General features: G+C 69.8%; 15 protein-coding genes, 1 pseudogene and 1 riboswitch. Of the genes and pseudogenes, 9 read left to right on the top strand and 7 right to left on the bottom strand.

Annotated elements, in window-relative coordinates; translation table 11 throughout:
- Positions 1-72 precede the first annotated feature (72 nt).
- A riboswitch (TPP riboswitch) is annotated at positions 73-191 on the top strand.
- Complete coding sequence (gene thiC, locus ACFXOM_RS14835; protein ID WP_385038072.1) at positions 184-1,971, top strand: phosphomethylpyrimidine synthase ThiC; 1,788 nt, start codon at positions 184-186, stop codon at positions 1,969-1,971. (Overlaps the previous riboswitch by 8 nt.)
- 163 nt (positions 1,972-2,134) lie before the next feature.
- Here thiC and ACFXOM_RS14830 read toward each other — a convergent pair whose 3' ends face one another.
- The 4 genes from ACFXOM_RS14830 to ACFXOM_RS14815 form a co-directional block, all read right to left on the bottom strand.
- Positions 2,135-2,446: a putative quinol monooxygenase gene (locus tag ACFXOM_RS14830; RefSeq protein ID WP_384941072.1), complete on the bottom strand. Its 312-nt coding sequence runs from the start codon at positions 2,444-2,446 to the stop codon at positions 2,135-2,137.
- A gap of 334 nt (positions 2,447-2,780) precedes the next feature.
- The gene (locus ACFXOM_RS14825; RefSeq protein WP_384941074.1) at positions 2,781-3,605 is read right to left on the bottom strand and encodes a hypothetical protein; all 825 of its coding nucleotides are present in this window, start codon (positions 3,603-3,605) and stop codon (positions 2,781-2,783) included.
- 148 nt (positions 3,606-3,753) lie between these two features.
- Entirely contained in the window at positions 3,754-4,977 is a 1,224-nt protein-coding gene (locus ACFXOM_RS14820) for a metallophosphoesterase (RefSeq protein ID WP_384941076.1), read from the bottom strand.
- Between the two features lie 173 nt (positions 4,978-5,150).
- Entirely contained in the window at positions 5,151-6,263 is a 1,113-nt protein-coding gene (locus tag ACFXOM_RS14815) for a LacI family DNA-binding transcriptional regulator (protein WP_385038070.1), read from the bottom strand.
- A gap of 404 nt (positions 6,264-6,667) precedes the next feature.
- On the opposite strand from ACFXOM_RS14815, the gene hisC reads away from it, so the two are divergent.
- The 5 genes from hisC (at position 6,668) to ACFXOM_RS14790 (ending at position 15,443) form a co-directional block, all read left to right on the top strand.
- Complete coding sequence (gene hisC / locus ACFXOM_RS14810) at positions 6,668-7,747, top strand: histidinol-phosphate transaminase (RefSeq protein WP_384941080.1); 1,080 nt, start codon at positions 6,668-6,670, stop codon at positions 7,745-7,747.
- 273 nt (positions 7,748-8,020) lie between these two features.
- Positions 8,021-9,526: a cytochrome ubiquinol oxidase subunit I gene (locus ACFXOM_RS14805; protein ID WP_384943962.1), complete on the top strand. Its 1,506-nt coding sequence runs from the start codon at positions 8,021-8,023 to the stop codon at positions 9,524-9,526.
- Positions 9,527-9,549: 23 nt separating this feature from the next.
- Complete coding sequence (gene cydB / locus ACFXOM_RS14800) at positions 9,550-10,551, top strand: cytochrome d ubiquinol oxidase subunit II (RefSeq protein ID WP_384941084.1); 1,002 nt, start codon at positions 9,550-9,552, stop codon at positions 10,549-10,551.
- 47 nt (positions 10,552-10,598) lie between these two features.
- Positions 10,599-14,288 carry a thiol reductant ABC exporter subunit CydD gene (gene cydD / locus ACFXOM_RS14795; protein ID WP_385038249.1) on the top strand — a complete coding sequence of 1,230 codons (3,690 nt, stop codon included), beginning with the start codon at positions 10,599-10,601 and terminating at the stop codon, positions 14,286-14,288.
- 93 nt (positions 14,289-14,381) lie between these two features.
- Positions 14,382-15,443 (top strand): peptidoglycan DD-metalloendopeptidase family protein, encoded by a 1,062-nt coding sequence (locus tag ACFXOM_RS14790; protein WP_384941086.1) that lies wholly within the window; start codon positions 14,382-14,384, stop codon positions 15,441-15,443.
- A gap of 304 nt (positions 15,444-15,747) precedes the next feature.
- On the opposite strand, the gene ACFXOM_RS14785 is transcribed toward ACFXOM_RS14790, so the two are convergent.
- Both ACFXOM_RS14785 and ACFXOM_RS14780 read right to left on the bottom strand, forming a co-directional pair.
- Complete coding sequence (locus tag ACFXOM_RS14785) at positions 15,748-16,614, bottom strand: Cof-type HAD-IIB family hydrolase (RefSeq protein ID WP_384941088.1); 867 nt, start codon at positions 16,612-16,614, stop codon at positions 15,748-15,750.
- A gap of 69 nt (positions 16,615-16,683) precedes the next feature.
- A complete protein-coding gene (locus ACFXOM_RS14780; RefSeq protein WP_384941090.1) occupies positions 16,684-17,610 on the bottom strand; it encodes an LLM class flavin-dependent oxidoreductase in 927 nt (308 codons plus the stop codon).
- 110 nt (positions 17,611-17,720) lie between these two features.
- Between ACFXOM_RS14780 and ACFXOM_RS14775 the strand changes: the two genes are divergently transcribed.
- The 3 genes from ACFXOM_RS14775 to ACFXOM_RS14765 all read left to right on the top strand — a co-directional run bounded on the left by ACFXOM_RS14775 (position 17,721) and on the right by ACFXOM_RS14765 (position 19,524).
- Complete coding sequence (locus tag ACFXOM_RS14775) at positions 17,721-18,032, top strand: hypothetical protein (protein WP_384943960.1); 312 nt, start codon at positions 17,721-17,723, stop codon at positions 18,030-18,032.
- A 52-nt stretch (positions 18,033-18,084) separates the two neighbouring features.
- Entirely contained in the window at positions 18,085-19,278 is a 1,194-nt protein-coding gene (locus ACFXOM_RS14770) for a hypothetical protein (RefSeq protein ID WP_384943958.1), read from the top strand.
- Positions 19,279-19,362: 84 nt separating this feature from the next.
- Positions 19,363-19,524, top strand: a complete 162-nt coding sequence (locus ACFXOM_RS14765; protein ID WP_384941096.1) for a hypothetical protein — start codon at positions 19,363-19,365, stop codon at positions 19,522-19,524.
- A gap of 8 nt (positions 19,525-19,532) precedes the next feature.
- On the opposite strand, the pseudogene ACFXOM_RS14760 reads toward ACFXOM_RS14765, so the two are convergent.
- A pseudogene (locus ACFXOM_RS14760) lies at positions 19,533-19,658 on the bottom strand (IS110 family transposase); the annotation flags it as partial.

Raw genomic sequence — 19,658 nt, 5'->3', positions numbered from 1 at the left:
CCGATCATCGCAAGAAGCGGAATCAGGGGCCCACTGTTCAGCACGCCCGGCGGGGCGCTAGCTTGGTAGGGCCTTTGCACACGCGGGAGCTCGGAGCACCGGGCTGAGAGGGCGCTGACGACGTCGAGCTGCGCCGACCGCCGAACCTGTTACCGGGTAATGCCGGCGTAGGGAGTAGGTCTCATGACCACATCGGACACGCGCACGCCTTCCTCCGGCTCGGAGAGCACCACGGAGGCCGGGAAGTCCATCGGCTGGCACAAGGGATACGTCGAGGGCTCACGGCCCGACATCCAGGTGCCCGTACGACAGGTGCACCTCACCAACGGCAGGGACGTCACCCTGTACGACACGTCCGGCCCGTACACCGACCCGAACGCCGAGACGGACGTTCGCCGAGGGCTCCCGCCACTGCGGGAGAGCTGGATCGTCGCGCGCGGCGACACGGAGGAATACGCGGGACGCCCCCTGCGCCCCGAGGACGACGGGATCAAGCACACCTCGCCGCGCGGCGGGCTCCGCAACCTCGACGCCGTCTTCCCGGGCCGTCCGCGCCAGCCTCGCCGGGGTCGCGGCGGGGCGGCGGTCACCCAGCTCGCCTACGCGCGCCGTGGGGAGATCACGCCGGAGATGGAGTTCGTGGCGATCCGGGAGAACGTCTCCCCCGAGGTCGTTCGTGAGGAGATCGCCGCCGGACGGGCCGTTCTCCCGGCGAACGTCAACCACCCGGAGATCGAGCCGATGATCATCGGCAAGCGGTTCCTGGTGAAGGTGAACGCCAACATCGGCAACTCCGCCGTCACTTCCTCCATCGAGGAGGAAGTGGAGAAGATGACCTGGGCGACCCGCTGGGGCGCCGACACGGTCATGGACCTCTCCACGGGCCGCAACATCCACACCACCCGTGAGTGGGTGCTGCGCAACTCCCCCGTTCCGATCGGTACCGTCCCGCTCTACCAGGCACTGGAGAAGGTCGACGGCCGCGCCGAGGAGTTGACCTGGGAGATCTACAAGGACACCGTCATCGAGCAGGCCGAACAAGGCGTCGACTACATGACGGTCCACGCGGGTGTGCTCCTGCGTTACGTGCCGCTCACGGCCCGCCGCAAGACCGGCATCGTCTCGCGCGGCGGTTCGATCATGGCCGCCTGGTGCCTCGCGCACCACAAGGAGTCCTTCCTGTACGAGAACTTCGAAGAGCTCTGCGAGATCCTCGCGGCCTACGACGTGACGTACTCACTGGGTGACGGCTTGCGGCCCGGCTCCATCGCGGACGCCAACGACGAGGCACAGTTCGCCGAGTTGCGGACGCTCGGGGAGCTCAACACGATCGCGAAGCGGTACAACGTGCAGACGATGATCGAGGGCCCCGGCCACGTCCCGATGCACAAGATCAAGGAGAACATCGACCTCCAGCAGGAGATCTGCGAGGAGGCCCCCTTCTACACGCTGGGGCCGCTGACGACGGACGTGGCGCCCGCGTACGACCACATCACCTCCGGTATCGGTGCGGCGATGATCGCCTGGTGGGGCACGGCGATGCTCTGCTACGTCACGCCCAAGGAGCACCTGGGCCTGCCGAACCGGGACGACGTCAAGACCGGTGTCATCACCTACAAGATCGCGGCCCACGCGGCGGACCTCGCGAAGGGGCATCCGGGGGCGCAGGAGTGGGACGACGCGTTGTCCGACGCGCGCTTCGAGTTCCGTTGGGAGGACCAGTTCAACCTGGCCCTGGACCCGGACACGGCACGCGAGTTCCACGACGAGACGTTGCCCGCCGAGCCGGCGAAGACCGCCCACTTCTGTTCGATGTGCGGCCCGAAATTCTGCTCGATGAAGATCTCCCAGGACATCCGCCGTGAGCACGGCGGTGATCTGGAGCGGGAGGAGATCGAGGCGGGAATGGCCGAGAAGTCCAAGGAGTTCGCCGCTTCGGGCAACCGGGTCTACCTGCCGCTGGCGGACTGAGCACCTTCGGTGGGACGCCCACCGGCATCCGCGGACGTCGCCGGTGGACCGCACGCTCAGGGTCCCGTCCTCGAGATCCCGGCCGCGTTGCCCGTCCCCGCCCCGTCCTCGTTCCCCGTCTCCTGGACCGGGAACGAGGACGGGGAACGAGGAGGAGGGCAGGTCAGGCGGGGAGCTTGGCGGCGAGTACGTCCACCGGGCGGATGTCCGGCGCCTCCGCCAGGAGCTCCACCGACTCCATGAGGGCGGCGGCGATCCGTCCTTCCAGGTGGGCCCGGCGGTCGTCCTCGCTGCCGAAGGCGTCGAAGATGCCGAAGGTCGTGGGTCCGAGGCGCAGGGCGAACCACGCGGTGGTTCCGGTCTCCTGCTCGGCGAGGGCAACGGCCCCGGTCAGCAGGTCCTGGATCTCCTGCGCGTGCTCGGGCTTGGCCTCGATGCGGACGAGCAGGCCGAGCGCGGCGGTGTCATTGGTCATGGAGGATCTCCGTCGGTGAGGGGTGGTCAGTGGTCGGTTTCCGATCGGCTTGATCAACATAAGCGTGCGGCACGGATCTCTCCCAGTGGCGGATCCGACACGTTGTTTGCCGATTCCGACATGAAGACGCCGGCTCGGGAGGGTGCCTGAGGCGCGCGGTGCCCTCGCAGGAGCCGGTGATGTGGTGCCGGGCGGGGACGCGTCCGCTCGCGCGACGGGTGACAGCCCCGACGGCGGTCGGAGCCGCCGTTGATCGCTGAACACGGATCGCCGTAACCGCCCGAGGAGCACGGCCGTGTGGACGGTGCCCTCGACGGACGGGGGCGCGCCGGGGTTACTCGGGTTGGTGCTCCGGGGGCCCGAAGTCGGGGCTGGAGAAGTCCGGACTGGTGAAACGCGGACGGGACCCGGTCGATGAACCCTCGCTGGGGCTGGAGAAGTCCGGCCCGCTGTAGCCGATCTTGGGGATCCGTTTGACGGGCCGCGGCGGGGTCGGGGACGTCGGATCCGCACTGGGATCAGCGAGGGCCGCTTGGAGGAACGGGACGATGCCGCGCTCCAGCAGGGCGTGCCGCCAGGCTTCCCGGGCGCGCGCCACGTCGTCGGGCAGTTCGCCGCCCGCGTCCTCGGCGGGCACTTGGGTCGCGCCGTTGCGCAGAGCGGTGATGAGCAGCCCGATCGCTGCGGCGAGGATGCCCGCCGCGGTGAGCGCCCCGAAGAACCAGCCCGCGGTCAGCAGGGTGTCGGCGAACGATGCTTCCGGAGCGAGTAGTTTCAGGATGTAGCCCACGAGCAGGAAGATCAGGGCGGCGGTGCCGGCCAACACGGGTGCGAGGACGGTGAGCACCGCGCCGAACCCGGCGCCCGAATCGGCAGGGCCAGCAGTTCCGGAGTCGGCTCCCGCGTCGCCCCCGAACATGTCGGCTGGTGAACGCATGTCTTCGCGGACCTGGACGAAGTGTTCGTACTCCGGCGCGGCAGCGGCGGTTATCAGGGCCGTGGCGTTGAGCGCCATCGTGCGCAGTTGCTCGGTGTTGAGCCGTTCCCCGACGGCCCTGAGGTCCGGACGGTCGTGTGCGTTGCGCAGCGCGTCGTCGAGGATGCGCTCGTACTCGGCGCGATCCTCGGTCAGCAGGTGCGGAGCGCTGTTCATGTGCATCCCCCGATGCTCCGTAGGGCCGGTTTGCCCACGCAGGTGGGGCAGTTGGGCGGAAACGGAGGAGAGCCTGCTACGGATAAGCCGATGGTAGAGCGGTTACGGCGCGGGGTGACAGGGGGTTTCCGGAAATCGCCTGCCGCGTATCCGCTCAGTCATGCAGCGGGAGCTGGGCCACCAGCAGCTTTCCGGCCATGGTCACCCCGCCGTCCATGGCGATGGCGAGGCCGTCCGCGTATACGTGCGGCCCTTCGACCGTCGGGCCTGACGCCTCCTCGCCGTCCGCGCCGTCGTCGGTGCCGACTTCGCCCAGCAGGTACGGGATGGGGCTGTGGCCGTGGACGATTCGAGTGCCGCCGTAGGTGGCGAGCAGCTCGCGGGCGGCCTGCGGGCCGTCGTCGTCGCGGAACGAGAAGCGCTTGGTGAACTTGCGGAAGAGGTCCCAGCACTCGTCGGCGTCGTTGCGGGTGAGGACCTCGTGGACCTTGTCGTTGACGTCCTCGATCGTCGTGCCGTAGTCGAGGTAGGCGGTGGTGTCGGAGTGCAGCAGGAGGTGCCCGTCCTCTTCGACCACTGCGTCCAGCCGGGACATCCACTGCAGGTGGACGTCCTGGAGGCGGTCCATGTCGTTCTTCTGCCCGCCGTTCAGCAGCCAGGCGGCCTGGAACGTGGCGGTTCCCGCACCGGAGTTGACGGGTGTGTCGGCGAAGCGCTTGGCTCCGATGAGCAGCAGTTCGTGGTTGCCCATGAGGGCCTTGCAGTAGCCCCCGGCCGCGGCGGCCTCGGCGGACAGCCGCATGACGAGGTCGATGACCCCGATGCCGTCCGGGCCGCGGTCGGTGAAGTCGCCGAGGAACCACAGCCGGGCGTTTCCGGCCGACCAGTGTCCTTCGGCGTCGATGAGGCCCTGGGCGGTGAGTGCGGCGGTGAGCTCCTCGAGGTAGCCGTGGACGTCGCCGACGACGTAGAGCGGCCCCAGCCCGTCGTGCGCGGGTGCGGGCGCCTCGGCGGGGTCGACGGCCACCTGGAGGGTGTCGCCGCGGTTGATGATCGGAAGGTCGCGTTCCGTGGGGGTGTAGCCGTCCGGCAGCTCGTGGTCCGGGACGGCGTTTCCGGGGTGTGCGGCCGGTGGGGGCGGGGACGTGGGGACGGGGGGCGCGGGCACCTGCTCCGGAGGCGCGACCGGCACCTGTGGCACCTGCCCGGAGGCCGGGGGCGCCGGCTCGTTGGTGGCGGGCGCCTCCTCGGATGCGGGTGGCGCTTCCTCGGGCGCAGTGGACTGTGACTGCACCGGGACCTGCGCGTACGGGGGCACACGGAAGTCACGCAACGTCGCCGTCCGCACCACGGGTCCTTGACCGGCCCCCTGAGTCATCGACCCCTCCACCACCGTCGTGCCGCCCTGCACCGACGGACCGTCCTGGTCGGGGAGGTCCGCGGTGTCGTCCGCCCATCATAGGAATGCGGCTCGTGCTCTGTGACGCACCAGGGGTGATGAATCCTGGTACCCCCCCGATTCGCCAGCCGTTTCGCCCGGATTGGGGCGGTCTAGTCTTGGGCGGGTGACCGGGGCGCACTGACCGTCGTGCGCGGTGAGCGGCGCTGGGACGACGTGCGGACGATCAGCTCGGTCGGTATCACCTGCTCGACCTGGCGGCCGCCGTCGACGCCTTCGATGGCATCGATGAGCAGTTGGACGACGGCGGTGCCGATGCGTCGAGGCTTGAGCGACAGGGTGGTGATGGGTGGCTCGGTGTTGGCGTACACCGTGGACTCGCTGCAGCAGACCAGTAGCAGGTCGTCGGGGACGCGCAGTCCGTACCTCCGGGCGGCGGCGAGCAGGTCGGTGCCGTTGGGGTCGAACAGTCCGTAGACGGCGTCCGGCCGGTCGGGCCGGGCGAGCAGCCGGTCTGCTGCGACGGCCCCCGCACACGGGTCGTGCGCCGGGTATGCCTCGTAGACCGGGGTCTGGCCGACCCGTTCGCACCAGGTCAGGTACGCAGTGGTGGAGAGCCGGGTGTAGGTGTCCGTGGTGGTGCCGGTGAGTAGACCGATGCGGCGGGCACCGGCGGCCGCGAGGTGGTCGAGCAGGTTGAGGACGGCCGCTTCGTGGTCGTTGTCGACCCAGGCGGTGACCGGGAGGGTGCCTGCGGGCCGCCCGTCGGAGACGACGGGGAGGCCCTGGCGGGCCAGCTCGGTGACCACGGGGTCGTGGTCGGAGGGATCGATGACGACGGTGCCGTCGAGGGCGACGTTCGACCAGACGTCGTGTCGCGAGGTGGCGGGGAGGATGACGAGTGCGTAGCCGCGGGCGAGTGCGGCGGAGGTCGCGGCCCTGGCCATCTCCGCGAAGTATGCGAACTCCGTGAAGGTGAAAGGTTCATCCCCGTACGTCGTCACCGTCAGGCCGATGAGCCCCGACTTGCCGGTGCGGAGTGTGCGGGCGGCGGCCGATGGGCGGTAGCCCAGCCGCTCCGCGACCTCGCGCACATGCCGGCGGGTGGCGTCCGGGAGCCTGCCCTTCCCGTTGAGCGCGTCCGAGACAGTGGTGATGGAGACACCGGCTGCGGCGGCCACGTCCCGGATGCCCGCCCGGCCTTGCCGGCTGCCCCGGCGTGATGTCTCCGTCCGGCTCACCTGGTGCTTCCCTGCTGCTGTCATGGCAGGCCGATAGTAGGGCGACGGCGGGTGGTTGGGCCGGTCGCATATGCAGTCGTTGACAGGCACGTTTCTGCAAAGTAGAAGTGGGTCAATTGCCTTGGAAATAAAGGCGATTGACCCTCAAAATGCCGATCATGTGGTTGTTGAGGGGGACGGGCCTGCCAAATGAGCGATGTCTCGAAGAGGTCTCAACTCACCACTACGAGGGATGCGCGCCACGGAGTGAGCCACCGGCGCGCGCCAAGCATCGAAGCGCCCCCGAAGCCCGGTGCCCCACCTCTGGGCTTCCCCCCCCGGTTCGACTCCACCCATTCGCAGCGGCCGGGAATCCTCATATGGTGAGCAGTATTGATGAGCGGTACCGACGTGTACGGCCACAGAACGACGGTCGAGGAGGACCTGCGGTGAGCGAGACGAGCCCCAAGCTGCGCGCCGAGCTGGACGGCATCCCCACGTACAAGCCGGGCAAGCCCGCCGCGGCCGGCGGCCCGGTCGCGTTCAAACTCTCCTCGAACGAGAACCCCTACCCGCCGCTGCCCGGAGTGATGGAGTCCGCGGTCGCTGCGGCCGGGACCTTCAACCGGTACCCCGACATGGCGTGCACCGGCCTGATGGACGAGCTGGCCGACCGCTTCGGCGTGCCGCTCTCGCACCTGGCGACCGGCACGGGCTCGGTGGGCGTTGCCCAGCAGCTGCTGCAGGCCACGTCGGGGCCGGGCGACGAGGTCATCTACGCCTGGCGTTCCTTCGAGGCCTACCCGATCATCACCCGGATCAGCGGGGCCACGCCGGTGCAGGTGCCGCTGACCGAGGGCGACGTGCACGACCTGGACGCCATGGCGGACGCGGTCACCGACCGGACCAGGTTGATCTTCGTTTGCAACCCCAACAACCCCACCGGCACCGTGGTGCACCGGGCGGAGCTGGAGCGGTTCCTCGACCGGGTCCCGTCGGACGTCCTGGTGGTGCTCGACGAGGCGTACCGCGAGTTCATCCGGGACACCGACGTCCCCGACGGCATGGAGATCTACCGGGACCGACCGAACGTCGCCGTGCTGCGCACCTTCTCGAAGGCGTACGGACTGGCGGGTCTGCGGGTCGGTTTCGCCGTGGCCCACGAGCCGGTGGCGGCCGCGTTGCGCAAGACGGCCGTGCCGTTCGGTGTCAGCCAGCTCGCCCAGGATGCAGCGGTCGCCTCGCTGCGGGCCGAGGACGAGCTGCTCGGACGGGTCGGCGCCCTGATCGGCGAGCGGACGCGGGTGTACGAGGGCCTGGTCGGGCAAGGCTGGACCGTGCCGCGCACCGAGGCGAACTTCGTCTGGCTGCGGCTCGGTGCCCGTGCTGTCGACTTCGCGGCGGCGTGCGAGGCGGCCGGCGTGGTGGTGCGGCCGTTCCCGGGTGAGGGTGTGCGGGTCACCATCGGTGAGAGCGAGGCGAACGACGTGTTCCTGCAGACGGCGGAGGCGTTCCGCAAGGAGATCTAGCCGACCGCCCGGCGCGGTGGCAGAAGCCCCCACGAGCCCCTGGCTCGCGGGGGCTCGCTGTGTGTGCCCATGACGGCGCCGGTGGTCACGTGACCTTTCTCCTGACCGGAAAACGACCCCCGCTGTCTTTACACGATTCACATGAGCCATAATGCTTGTGAATGTGAACGCGTTCACAAGCGACCTTTATGTCCTGGAACGATCTTTTCGCCGGGACGGGCTGCCGCGACCGCGCCGATGTGATGTGACCACGCCGAGGTGAGGAGAGACGACGTGGACCTAGCACTGGCGCCAGAGACCCTGGCGCGATGGCAGTTCGGCATCACCACCGTCTACCACTTCCTCTTCGTCCCCCTGACGATCTCGCTGGCCGCCCTGACGGCCGGACTGCAGACAGCCTGGGTGCGCACCGGGAAGCACAAGTACCTCAAGGCAACCAAGTTCTGGGGAAAGCTCTTCCTGATCAACATCGCGATGGGCGTGGTCACCGGCATCGTGCAGGAGTTCCAGTTCGGGATGAACTGGTCGGACTACTCGCGCTTCGTCGGGGACGTGTTCGGCGCCCCCCTCGCCTTCGAGGCGCTGATCGCGTTCTTCTTCGAATCCACCTTCATCGGTCTGTGGATCTTCGGCTGGGACAAGCTCCCGAAGAAGATCCATCTGGCCTGCATCTGGATGGTCTCCATCGGCACCATCCTCTCGGCGTACTTCATCCTCGCGGCCAACTCCTGGATGCAGCACCCCGTGGGCTACCGGATCAACAAGGAGAACGGGCGGGCCGAGCTCACCGACTTCTGGTTGGTGCTGACCCAGAACACCGCGCTCACCCAGGTCTTCCACACCCTTTCCGCCGCCTTCCTGACCGGTGGTGCGTTCATGGTGGGGATCGCCTGTTTCCACCTGGCACGCCGGAAGCACGTCCCGGTGATGAAGAGCTCGCTGAGGCTCGGTCTGGTCACCGTCGTGATCGCGGGTCTGCTCACGGCGATCAGCGGTGACTTCCTCGGAAAGGTCATGTTCAGGCAGCAGCCCATGAAGATGGCCGCGGCCGAGGCACTGTGGGACGGCGAGCAGCCGGCGCCGTTCTCCGTCTTCGCGTACGGGGACGTGGAGAAGGGCCACAACAAGGTCGCCATAGAGATCCCCGGCCTGCTGTCCTTCCTCGCCAACGACGACTTCACCTCGTACGTCCCCGGGATCAACGACACCAACAGGGCCGAGCAGGAGAAGTACGGTCCCGGCGACTACCGGCCCAACATCCCGGTCACCTACTGGGGATTCCGCTGGATGATCGGCTTCGGCATGGCCTCCTTCGCGATCGGTCTGGCCGGACTCTGGCTGACCCGCAAGAAGTTCTTGCTGCCCCGGGCCTTGCGGGTCGGCGAGGACGACGTCCCCCACCTGGTGCTCTTCGCGAAACCGCTCGGTCCGAAGCTCAGTCGTCTCTACTGGCTGGCCGGGGTGTGGACGCTCGGCTTCCCCCTCATCGCCAACTCCTGGGGCTGGATCTTCACCGAGATGGGTCGGCAGCCGTGGGTCGTCTACGGCGTGCTGCGCACCCGCGACGCCGTCTCCCCGGGCACGTCCACGGGAGAGGTGCTCACCTCGATGATCGTCTTCACCCTGCTCTACGCGGTACTCGCCGTGATCGAGGTCAAGCTGCTGGTGAAGTACGTCAAGGCGGGACCGCCCGAGCTCAGCGACTCCGACCTCAATCCGCCCACCAAGATCGGCGGCGACGACCGTGACGCCGACCGGCCGATGGCCTTCTCGTACTGAGACAGAGGACTGGGAGCTGAGTCATGGAACTCCACGACGTCTGGTTCGTACTCATCGCCGTCCTGTGGACCGGCTACTTCTTCCTCGAGGGGTTCGACTTCGGGGTCGGGGTCCTGACCAAAGTGCTCGCCCGGAACCGGGTCGAGAAGCGGGTACTGATCAACACCATCGGTCCGGTCTGGGACGGCAACGAGGTGTGGCTGCTGACGGCGGGCGGTGCGACGTTCGCCGCGTTCCCCGAGTGGTACGCCACGCTGTTCTCCGGCTTCTACCTGCCGTTGCTGATCATCCTGGTCTGCCTGATCGTGCGCGGGGTCGCCTTCGAGTACCGCGCGAAGCGGCCGGAGGAGCGCTGGCAGCGCAACTGGGAGGAGGCGATCTTCTGGACTTCCGTGGTGCCCGCCGTGCTGTGGGGCGTGGCCTTCGGGAACATCGTGCGCGGAGTGAAGATCGACGCGGAGATGGAGTATGTCGGGACCTTCGGTGATCTGCTGAACCCGTACGCCCTGCTCGGCGGGCTCGTGACCCTGTTCCTCTTCACGTTCCACGGCGCGGTGTTCGCGGCGCTGAAGACCGTCGGGGACATACGGCAGCGGGCCCGGAAGCTGGCACGCGCGCTCGGGCTGGTCACGGCCGCCCTGGCGCTGGGCTTCCTCGGCTGGACCCAGGTGGACAAGGGCGACGGATCGAGCCTGGCTGCCATGATCGTCGCGGCGGTGGCACTCATCGGGGCGGTCGTGGCGATCGGGGCGGGCCGCGAGGGGTGGTCGTTCGCGCTCTCCGGCCTCACGATCGCCGCCACGATGGCGATGCTCTTCCTGACGCTCTTCCCCAACGTCATGCCGTCGTCGCTCAATGAGGAATGGAGCCTGACGGTGACCAATGCCTCGTCGAGCCCCTACACGCTGAAGATCATGACTTGGTGCGCGGGGATCGCCACTCCGGTGGTGCTGCTGTACCAGGGATGGACGTACTGGGTGTTCCGGAAGCGGATCGGCACGCAGCACATCGCCCAGAACCACTGATCCCGTCCGGATGACCGCGTCCCGAGACCCATGACTGGATGTTTCACGTGAAACCCGTCGACCCGCGTCTGCTCCGGTATGCCAGGGCCACCCGTCTGTTCATGGCGGCCGTGGTGGCCCTCGGTCTTGCCGGGGCGGCGCTGGTCGTCGCCCAGGCGATGCTGATCGCCGAGGTGGTCGTGGGGGCCTTTCAGCAGGGACTGGACCTCGAGGGTCTCGGGACACCGCTGGTGCTGCTCGCCGCGGTAGCGGTCGGGCGCGGGTCGGTCGCCTGGCTGACCGAGCTGGCCGCGCACCGGGCGAGTGCGGCCGTCAAGTCGGAGCTGCGGATGCGGTTGCTCGAGCGGGCGGCCGCGCTCGGGGCGGGGCGGCCCGCCCAGGACGCCACCGGCCGCAGTCCGAGCGCCACGGTTCCGCAGAGCAGCGGTGCCCTGGCCGCTCTGGCGACCCGCGGTGTGGACGCGCTCGACGACTACTTCTCGCGCTACCTGCCCCAATTGGGTCTCGCTGTGGTGGTTCCGGCCGCGGTCCTCGCCCGTATCGTCACCGAGGACTGGGTGTCGGCGGCGGTCATCGTGGTCACCCTGCCGTTGATCCCGCTCTTCATGGTGCTGATCGGCTGGGCGACCGAGTCGCGGATGAACCGTCAATGGACTCTGCTGGCGCGGCTGTCCGGCCACTTCCTGGACGTGGTCGCGGGACTGCCCACGCTGAAGGTGTTCGGCCGGGCGAAGGCACAGGCCGAGTCGATCCGGTCCATCACCTCGGAATACCGCCGTGCGACGTTGCGGACACTGCGGATCGCCTTCCTGTCTTCCTTCGCCCTGGAGCTTCTGTCGACGCTCTCGGTCGCACTGGTCGCGGTCGGAATCGGGATGCGACTCGTCCACGGCGACCTCGACCTCTACAGCGGGTTGGTCGTGCTGATCCTGGCCCCGGAGGCGTATCTGCCCCTCCGGCAGGTCGGCGCCCAGTACCACGCTGCGGCGGAAGGGCTGTCGGCCGCGGAAGAGATCTTCGCCGTCCTGGAAACGCCGGTCCGCACGGGCGGTTCGGGAGCGCTGCCGGACGGGCAGGGCATACGGCTGGCAGTGGAATCGGTGAGCGTCCGGTACGAGGGACGGCCTGTGCCAACCCCGGCCGCCGCGTCGTTCACGGTCGAAGCGGGTGAGACCGTCGCCTTGGTCGGGCCGAGCGGGGCCGGGAAGTCGACGCTGCTGGACGTGGTCCTGGGCTTCGTCCCCCCCGACGAGGGGACGGTGCGGATCAGCGGCTCTGACGGCAACTGGTCGGACCTGGCCTCCGTCGACCTCGATGCGTGGCGCGAACGGATCGCCTGGGTACCCCAGCGGCCGTACCTCTTCGCGGGCACGGTCGCCGAGAACGTGCGGCTTGCCCGGCCGGATGCGACGGAAGCGGAGGTCGGTGCAGCGCTGCGGGACGCAGGGGCGCACGACTTCGTGGCCGGGCTACCGCAGGGCGCGGACACCGTGCTGGGTGAGGACGGAGCCGGGCTGTCCGCGGGCCAGCGGCAACGTCTGGCGCTGGCCCGTGCCTTCCTCGCGGACCGCCCGCTACTGCTGCTCGACGAGCCGACGGCTGCTCTGGACGGCGAAACCGAGGCGGGCGTCGTGGACGCGGTGCGACGGCTGGCCAGGGGCCGCACCGTACTGCTCGTCGTCCACCGCCCTGCGCTGCTGTCGGTGGCCGACCGGGTGGTGGAACTCGATCCGCCCGGTGCGGCGACATCCACCGCCGAGGCTCCCCGGCGGAGCGCTGCCCGGGCGATCCCCCGACCGCCGTCCGCGGCGTACCCCGAGACCGGGTCCGCCGGTGTGACCTTTCCCGCCGCTGTGGCCGCCGCCGACAGACCGGCGCCGGCACCACGCCCACCCGGAACCGGCGGCCCGTGCTCCGGGGGAGCGTCGGCCCGTCCCACCGGAGTGCTGGCGCGGGTGCGTGCCATGGCCGGGGAGCAGCGCGGCCGCCTCCTGCTCGCACTGGTCCTCGGGAGCCTGGCGCTCGCATCGGCCGTGGGACTCATGGCCGTGTCCGGCTGGCTTATCTCCCGTGCCTCCCAGCAGCCGCCGGTGTTGTACCTCATGGTCGCGGTGACGGCGACGCGGGCGTTCGGCCTCGGACGGGCCGTCTTCCGATACGCCGAGCGGCTCGTCTCGCACGATGCGGTGCTGCGGATGCTCGCCGACCTGCGGGTCGGCGTGTACCGGCGGCTGGAACGGATCGCACCCGCAGGACTGGGGCGCATCCGCAGGGGTGATCTGCTGTCCCGGGTCGTCACCGACGTCGATGCGCTGCAGGACTACTGGCTGCGCTGGATGCTGCCCGTGGGGGCGGCGGCCGTCGTCGGGGTCGCGTCGGTGGGGTTCACGACGTGGCTGCTGCCGGAAGCCGGCGCGCTACTGGCGATCGGACTGCTCGCCGCTGGCGCGGGGGTGCCCGTGCTCAGCGACATCTGTGCACGGCATGCCGAACGGCGGCTTTCTCCGGCACGCGGGGTGCTCACCACCCGGGTCGTCGACCTGCTTCGCGGCACGGCGGAGCTCACGGTCGCCGGCGCCCTGCGGGGCCGGATGGCGGGGGTACGGGAAGCGGACCGGGAGCTCACCGGCATCGCCTCGCGCACTGCGGGTGCCACTGCCCTCGGCGGCGGGCTGACCGCCGTGGCCTGCGGGCTGACCGTCGCATCCGCCGCCTGTGCGGGCGTCCTGGCCGTGCACGCGGGCAGGTTGGCGGGTGTCGAGCTCGCCGTCGTCGTCCTCACGCCGCTCGCCGCGTTCGAGGCCGTCCTCGGGCTGCCGCTCGCCGCTCAGTACCGCCAGCGGGTGAAGCGGAGCGCGGAGCGGGTCTTCGAGGTGCTGGACGCTCCTGCTCCGGTGCACGAACCGGTGGCGCCGGCCACCGCACCGGCCGGCGCGTTCCCCCTTCAGGTCCGCGGGCTCGCAGCCCGCCACGCAGGACAGCAACGGGACGCGCTCACCGACGTCGACCTGACGCTGACGGCGGGCAAGCGGGTCGCCGTCGTCGGCGCGTCCGGTTCCGGCAAGACGACCCTGGCCCAGGTGCTGCTCCGCTTCCTCGACGCACGGGCCGGTACGTACACGCTCGGAGGGACGGAGGCGGCCGCGCTGCCCGGGGAGACCGTCCGGCGGTTCGTCGGGCTCTGCGCGCAGGACGCCCACCTCTTCGACAGCTCCGTCCGCGAGAACCTCCGGCTCGCCCGTCCCGGGGCCAGTGAGGACGACCTCCGGGCGGCCCTCGCCGGCGCCCGGCTGCTGGAATGGGCCGACGGGCTCCCCGACGGACTCGACACCCTCGTGGGCGAGCACGGTGCCCGCCTTTCCGGCGGCCAGCGACAGCGGCTCGCGCTGGCCCGAGTCCTCCTCGCCGACTTCCCCGTGACCCTTCTCGACGAACCCGCGGAGCACCTCGACCTGGCCACGGCGGACGCCCTCACCGCCGATCTGCTGTCGGCGACCGAGGGGCGCACGACAGTGCTGATCACGCACCGGCTCCGCGGGTTGGAGGCGGTGGACGAGGTGATCGTGCTGGACGGGGGCCGAACCGTGCAGCGCGGTAGCTTCGCCGAACTCGCCGAAGCCGACGGCCCGCTGCGCGGCATGCTGGACCGCGAGAGGGCAGCAGACCTCCTCTGCGATCACCCACGACGAGCAGCGGCGGTCACCGCAGCCTCCGGGGACGGGCCTCGGGAGCACTGATCCTCCCCGCCCCGCGCGCCCCGCTACTCCGGTTGGCGGTACGACACCGTCGATGTGCCACAGATCGGACACATCCGGTGTGACGATCCGAGAATGGGCCTTCAACGACGCGACCGCCGCCGGCTGCTCCTCGGGCAGCTGCTGTGCGCCTTCCTGGCCGCCGTCCCCTTGTGGTTGCCGCCCGCGCAGCCGGCCGCCGCCAACGACGGGCCGACCGTGAGCGCCCAGGTGGCCGAGCTGTTCGAGGAGGCAGCGGCGGCCACCGAGACGTACGAGCGGGGCAGGCGCGCGGCGGAGGCCGAGCTGGCGGAGGTCAACGAGCTCCAGGACCAACTGGCCGACCGGCGGCGCGAGCTGACGTTCGTACGCGACGAGATCGGGGCGGTGGCCCGCGCCCAGTACCGCAGCGGCGGCAGCCTGGCGGTGGTCGCCCGGCTGCTGCTCGCCGATGACCCCGACGAGCTGCTGCGGGGCTGGCAGATGTCCTGGCAGGCCGACAACGCGGTGAACCGGTTGCTGGACCAGGTGAAGAAGGCCGAACGGGCGGCGTACGGGGTCGAGGAGAAGGCCCGTGCGGCGTGGGAACGGCTGGATGCGCATCGTGCGGAGCTGGCGCGCATCAAGCGGGGCGTCGAGGCCAAACTGGAGTCCGCCCAGTGGGAACTGCAGGCCCAGGCCAATCGCAGCGCGGCCGCGGGCACCTGCGCGGGCGCCGTACGGCTGACGCAGCCGCAGTTGCCCAGCGGCTCCGCCTGGGTGACGCCGGTGCAGAACTACACGCTGTCCGCCGGCTTCGACAGTGCGGGGGCGCACTGGGCACACCGGCACACCGGCCAGGACTTCGCCGTCGGCATCGGCACGCCCGTGCGCGCTGTCGGTGGGGGGCGCGTCGTCTCCGTCTCCTGCGGCGGCGGTTTCGGGATGGAGATCGTCATCCAGCACGCCGACGGCTGGTACACGCAGTACGCGCACCTCGCTTCTGTCATGGTCGACCAGGGGGAACGCGTCCGTACCGGCCAGTGGATCGCCCAGGCCGGTACGACGGGGAACTCGACGGGGCCGCACGTGCACTTCGAGGCGCGGCTCACCCCCTACCTGGGTTCGGGGGTGGACCCCGTGGCCTGGCTGCGGGACCGCGGTGTCCGGCTCCGGTGAGGGTGCGGTGCCCTGTTGCGGTGGTGCACGGGCCGGGTGACCGGACGGCACGCGGTGGCTCGCCGCGGTGTCCGGCGTGACGTACTGCCCGGGCAGCGGCGACGAACTGCCCGGGCGACGTCGGCCGCCGCGGCGCGGCGGCCGACCGGCCCTCCGGGCGGCAGCCGGCGAGGACCCCACGGCAGCTGACGAGGGCCGCGATCGATGTGGTGCCTCCCGGTCACAGCCGTGCGCCGACGTGGGGCCGGGGGAGGGGAGCGCCGGACGCGCGGTGCGTCGACGGCGCGTCCGTTGGGCGGCTGGGCTAGGCCCGTCGGGGTGCGCCCTGAGCGGCCAAGATCCGCTCGATGACGACCGCGACCCCGTCCTCGTTGTTCGCGACGGTCCGGCCGGAGGCGGCGGCGATGACGTCCGGGTGCGCGTTGCCCATGGCGTACGACACACCCGCCCAGTTCAGCATTTCCACGTCGTTGGGCATGTCACCGAACGCGACGACCTCGTCGGCCGAGATGCCCCGCTCGGCACAGCACAGCGCGAGCGTGGAGGCCTTGGAGACACCCAGGCCGCTGATCTCCAGGAGGGTCGTCGGACTGGAGCGGGTGACGGTCGATATGTCGCTCGCCACGGTGCGGGCCAGGGTGAGGAAGCCGTCGGGGGTCAGCTCGGGGTGTTGGGCGAGCAGCTTGAGCACCGGGACCGCCGAACCCGGCTCCCCTTCGTGCAGCAGTTTCTCGGCGGAGGCCACCGTGGCGCCCGGGTCGAGGTGGAACGGCGGGTAGTGCGGCTCGTAGTGGATGCCGGTCGAGGTCTCGACCGCGAAGGAGGCGCCGCGTGCCGCGTCGCGCAGCCTGGTGACGACGTCCAGCGCGGTACCGCGGGCCAGCGGGCGGACCTGCAGCAGCGCACCGCCGGCGTGCAGGTCGACGACGGCCGCCCCGTTGGCACAGATCGCCAGGCCGTGACCGTGCACGTGGTCGCTCACGACGTTCATCCAACGGGCCGGGCGGCCGGTGACGAAGAAGACCTCGATCCCGGCCTCCTCGGCGGCGGCGAGCGCGGCGACGGTCCGCTCGGAGACGGACTTGTCGTCGCGCAGCAGGGTGCCGTCGAGGTCGGTGGCGATCAGCCGGACGTTGGCGGGGAGCGGCAGTGGAGCGTTAGCTGAGGTCACTCGGGCATTCTCCCGTACCGCCTGCACGACCGTGCGGCCGGGCGCACATATGAGTGGGCGGACGGATACTCAGCGCAACTGCCGCGGGCCTTCGGTCGCGATCCTCTCGAAGACCTCCTGGTCCGCGGCGAAGACCGAATCGGCGATCGGCCAGTGGACGACGATCTCGGTGAAACCCAGGTCGGCGTGCCGGCCGGCGAAGTCGACGAAGGCATCCACGGAGTCCAGCGGACGGGTACCCCGCGCGGCGGCCGGGTGGAAGTCCGGTGTGAAGCCCGTGAGGAGGATCTTGTCGAGATCGGCCGCGTCCCGCCCGAACTCCGCGCATGCCTTGTCGAGCTTGGTGACCTGCCCGGCGATGGCTTCGCGTGACTGCTCGGCGGAGCCCGTCTCGTACAGCTTGGGGTTGCCCGTCGTCACCCACGCCTGCCCGTACTGCGCCGCGAGCTTCAGCCCGCGGGGGCCGGTTGCGGCGACGGCGAAGGGGAGCCGGGGCCGTTGGACGCAGCCGGGGACGTTGCGCGCCTCGCCGGCCGAGTAGAAGCTGCCTTCGTACGTCGTCTCCGCAGGCTCGGTCAGCAGCGCGTCCAGCAGGGTGACGAACTCGCCGAACCGGTCCGCGCGCTCGCGCGGGGACCACGGCTCCTCGCCGCTCTTCAGCAGGGTGGTCGCGTCGAAACCGTTGCCGCCCGCGCCGATGCCGAGCGTGACGCGTCCGCCGGAGACGTCGTCGAGGGTGATCAGCTCTTTGGCGAGGGTGACAGGGTGCCGGAAGTTCGGCGAGGTCACGAGGGTACCCAAGCGGATACTCTGCGTTGCCGTCGCCGCGGCCGTGAGGGTGGGCACGGCACCGAACCACGGCCCGTCCCGGAAGGTCCGCCAGGAGAGGTGGTCGTACGTGTACGCGGCATGGAACCCGAGGTCTTCGGCCCGCCGCCAGATCTTCTGTCCTTCGGCCCATCGGTGGATGGGGAGGATCACCGTGCTCAGACGCATGACCCCGACGATACGCGGGCTTTCCGCTGCCACGGATATCACGGGTATACCGACGAAGCAGATTCGGGAAGCCACGTCGGCGTCGCGATGGGGGTCGCTACCGTGGCGTCGTGGGCACACTGGGTAGGGCCGAAATCGAGGCCATGATCGAAGAGGCGACGGTGGACGCCTACGGCGAGGACGAACAGCGGACCGGTCTGTTCACCATGCTCGAGGAGCGCCTCGGCCTGCCCTTCGTCACCGTGGTTCTCGGCGTCGAGGTGACGGTGCGCGGCGTCGCCCTCGCGCCGGACGGCAGAGTCGTCGCCCTGTGCTCGCGTGGCCGCGTCCGGCAGTCGATCGGCATCCTTGACCTGCCGTTGCCCGCCCCCGCGCCCGAAGGCGCGGAGTGGATCGAGGCGTACCGCCATTGGGCCGGTTGAGGCCGGGTACCCCTCACTTCATGCGGAACTGGCTTGCAAGAAAGGGCTGAACGTGGCTGACGCCGTACAGGGCGCGGGTGGACCACCACTGGCCGGCCTCATTGAGCGCAGCGCCGAGTTGAAAGGGCAACTGGTCACTTTCGCTCAGAGCGCTCGCTTTGACCGGTGGTTGACGCCTCTCCTGCTGGAGGCCGCGGGGCCTGCACGGCAGTTGGACGAGGGTGAGGCCATCCGGATCACCGACCACTTCATCCTGCGGTACCGCCTGCCGGACGGTTCGACCGTGGTGGACCGGTTCGTTGCCGGACGGAAGGACTTGACCCCGTCCGACCGGGAGATGGTGCTCGGCTGGCGTGACCCGGTCGAGGGCATTTTCGAGATCCAGCGCAAGGACGGCGATGCCGTCGTCCTGCTGAACCTGGTCGATGACCTGGAGTACCGCACGCACTCGAATGTCGGGCGGGCGGCGTTCCGCGGAGTGGCCAAGGGAGGATTCCTTCATACCTGCCTGGTACCCGTCCACTCGGCCGACGGGGCGTGGCTGGTGACCGGGGCGATGTCGTACTACCCCAGATCCAGTGCCACCGATATTGCTCAGGCGGCGCTCGAACTGGCCACCGGCCATCCCGAGCTGGTTTTCCGCAACCCAGACAAGATCGAGCAGGGGTGGCAGCGGATGAGGGAGGATCGGGCCGCCTTCGTCGAGTTCTGCGGCGGCGATGAGTTGGTCCTTCCGCCTGCTGAAGCTGAGGACCTCCTCAACGCCTACTACCGCCACCGCCAGGAGGTCGCCATCGCCGAACAGCCCGGCCGTGCCCGACGCGGGCGGCTCCCTGGCCTGGACCTGCCCGTCTTCGAATTCCCGAGGGAACTGGCGGACTCGGACACCGTCGGTGTCATCTACGACCAGGTCGACGGGCTCAACTTCTACGCGGACTACGGGACGTTGCTGCACCTCTTCGCGGACCCCACCCTCACGGGGCGCAGGCGTCATCAGGATCTGCTGCGCTCGTATCTGCGCGAGGAGACGATCGCGCCGTTGCCGATCCGACGCCTGGCCGCCGCCCACCCGGAGACCGTCGACGAGGTGTTCCGGAGGCTCCTGCGGAAACCCGGATTCACCTGGAGCGAGCACGGTGAGGCACTGATGCGCCGACGCAAGCCCTGGTACTACGAGAACGAGCCCCGTCCGGGCGTTTCCGTCATCGGCGACCGCCTCTGCAGACTCGCCGCCGGTCGCCGGTAATCACCGCGGAGGACCGAGCCGAGACCCTGGAGGCCATCCGCGTGCGCCGGCAAGCAAGGCGTCTCCTCCTATATCGAGGAGGCCGTGCAGCGACAGCTCCAGCGCGAGGCCATCGACGAGTACATCGCCGCCGCTGAAGCGGAGCACGGCCCTGTCGACCCTGCTGAGGTGTCGGACAAGACCGAGCGCATCCGCGCCCACCACGCAGCCCACCGCGGTGAGTCCGCCCCGGTGGACGCTGCCTAATGCTGTTGTCAAGCTACGAGACGAAGAGGTGGCCGGGCTTCGTAGGGGCGTTGGTCGCGCAGGATGGCGTAGAGAACGTTGATCTTGCGGCGGGCCAGAGCGATCAGGGCCTGATGGTGTCGTTTGCCTTCGGA

Source organism: Streptomyces sp. NPDC059169, assembly GCF_042755225.1.
Classification (GTDB): Bacteria; Actinomycetota; Actinomycetes; order Streptomycetales; family Streptomycetaceae; genus Streptomyces.
The sequence above is the reverse complement of the archived record's forward strand: the minus strand, read 5'-3'. Positions and strand labels throughout refer to the sequence as shown.

Bases quoted from the DNA above. Each gene is read 5' to 3' on its own strand.
- thiC (WP_385038072.1), top strand. From the start codon at position 184: ATGACCACATCGGACACGCGCACGCCTTCCTCCGGCTCGGAGAGCACC.
- ACFXOM_RS14830 (WP_384941072.1), bottom strand. From the start codon at position 2,446: ATGACCAATGACACCGCCGCGCTCGGCCTGCTCGTCCGCATCGAGGCC.
- ACFXOM_RS14825 (WP_384941074.1), bottom strand. From the start codon at position 3,605: ATGCACATGAACAGCGCTCCGCACCTGCTGACCGAGGATCGCGCCGAG.
- ACFXOM_RS14820 (WP_384941076.1), bottom strand. From the start codon at position 4,977: ATGACTCAGGGGGCCGGTCAAGGACCCGTGGTGCGGACGGCGACGTTG.
- ACFXOM_RS14815 (WP_385038070.1), bottom strand. From the start codon at position 6,263: ATGACAGCAGCAGGGAAGCACCAGGTGAGCCGGACGGAGACATCACGC.
- cydB (WP_384941084.1), top strand. From the start codon at position 9,550: ATGGAACTCCACGACGTCTGGTTCGTACTCATCGCCGTCCTGTGGACC.
- ACFXOM_RS14790 (WP_384941086.1), top strand. From the start codon at position 14,382: ATGGGCCTTCAACGACGCGACCGCCGCCGGCTGCTCCTCGGGCAGCTG.
- ACFXOM_RS14780 (WP_384941090.1), bottom strand. From the start codon at position 17,610: ATGCGTCTGAGCACGGTGATCCTCCCCATCCACCGATGGGCCGAAGGA.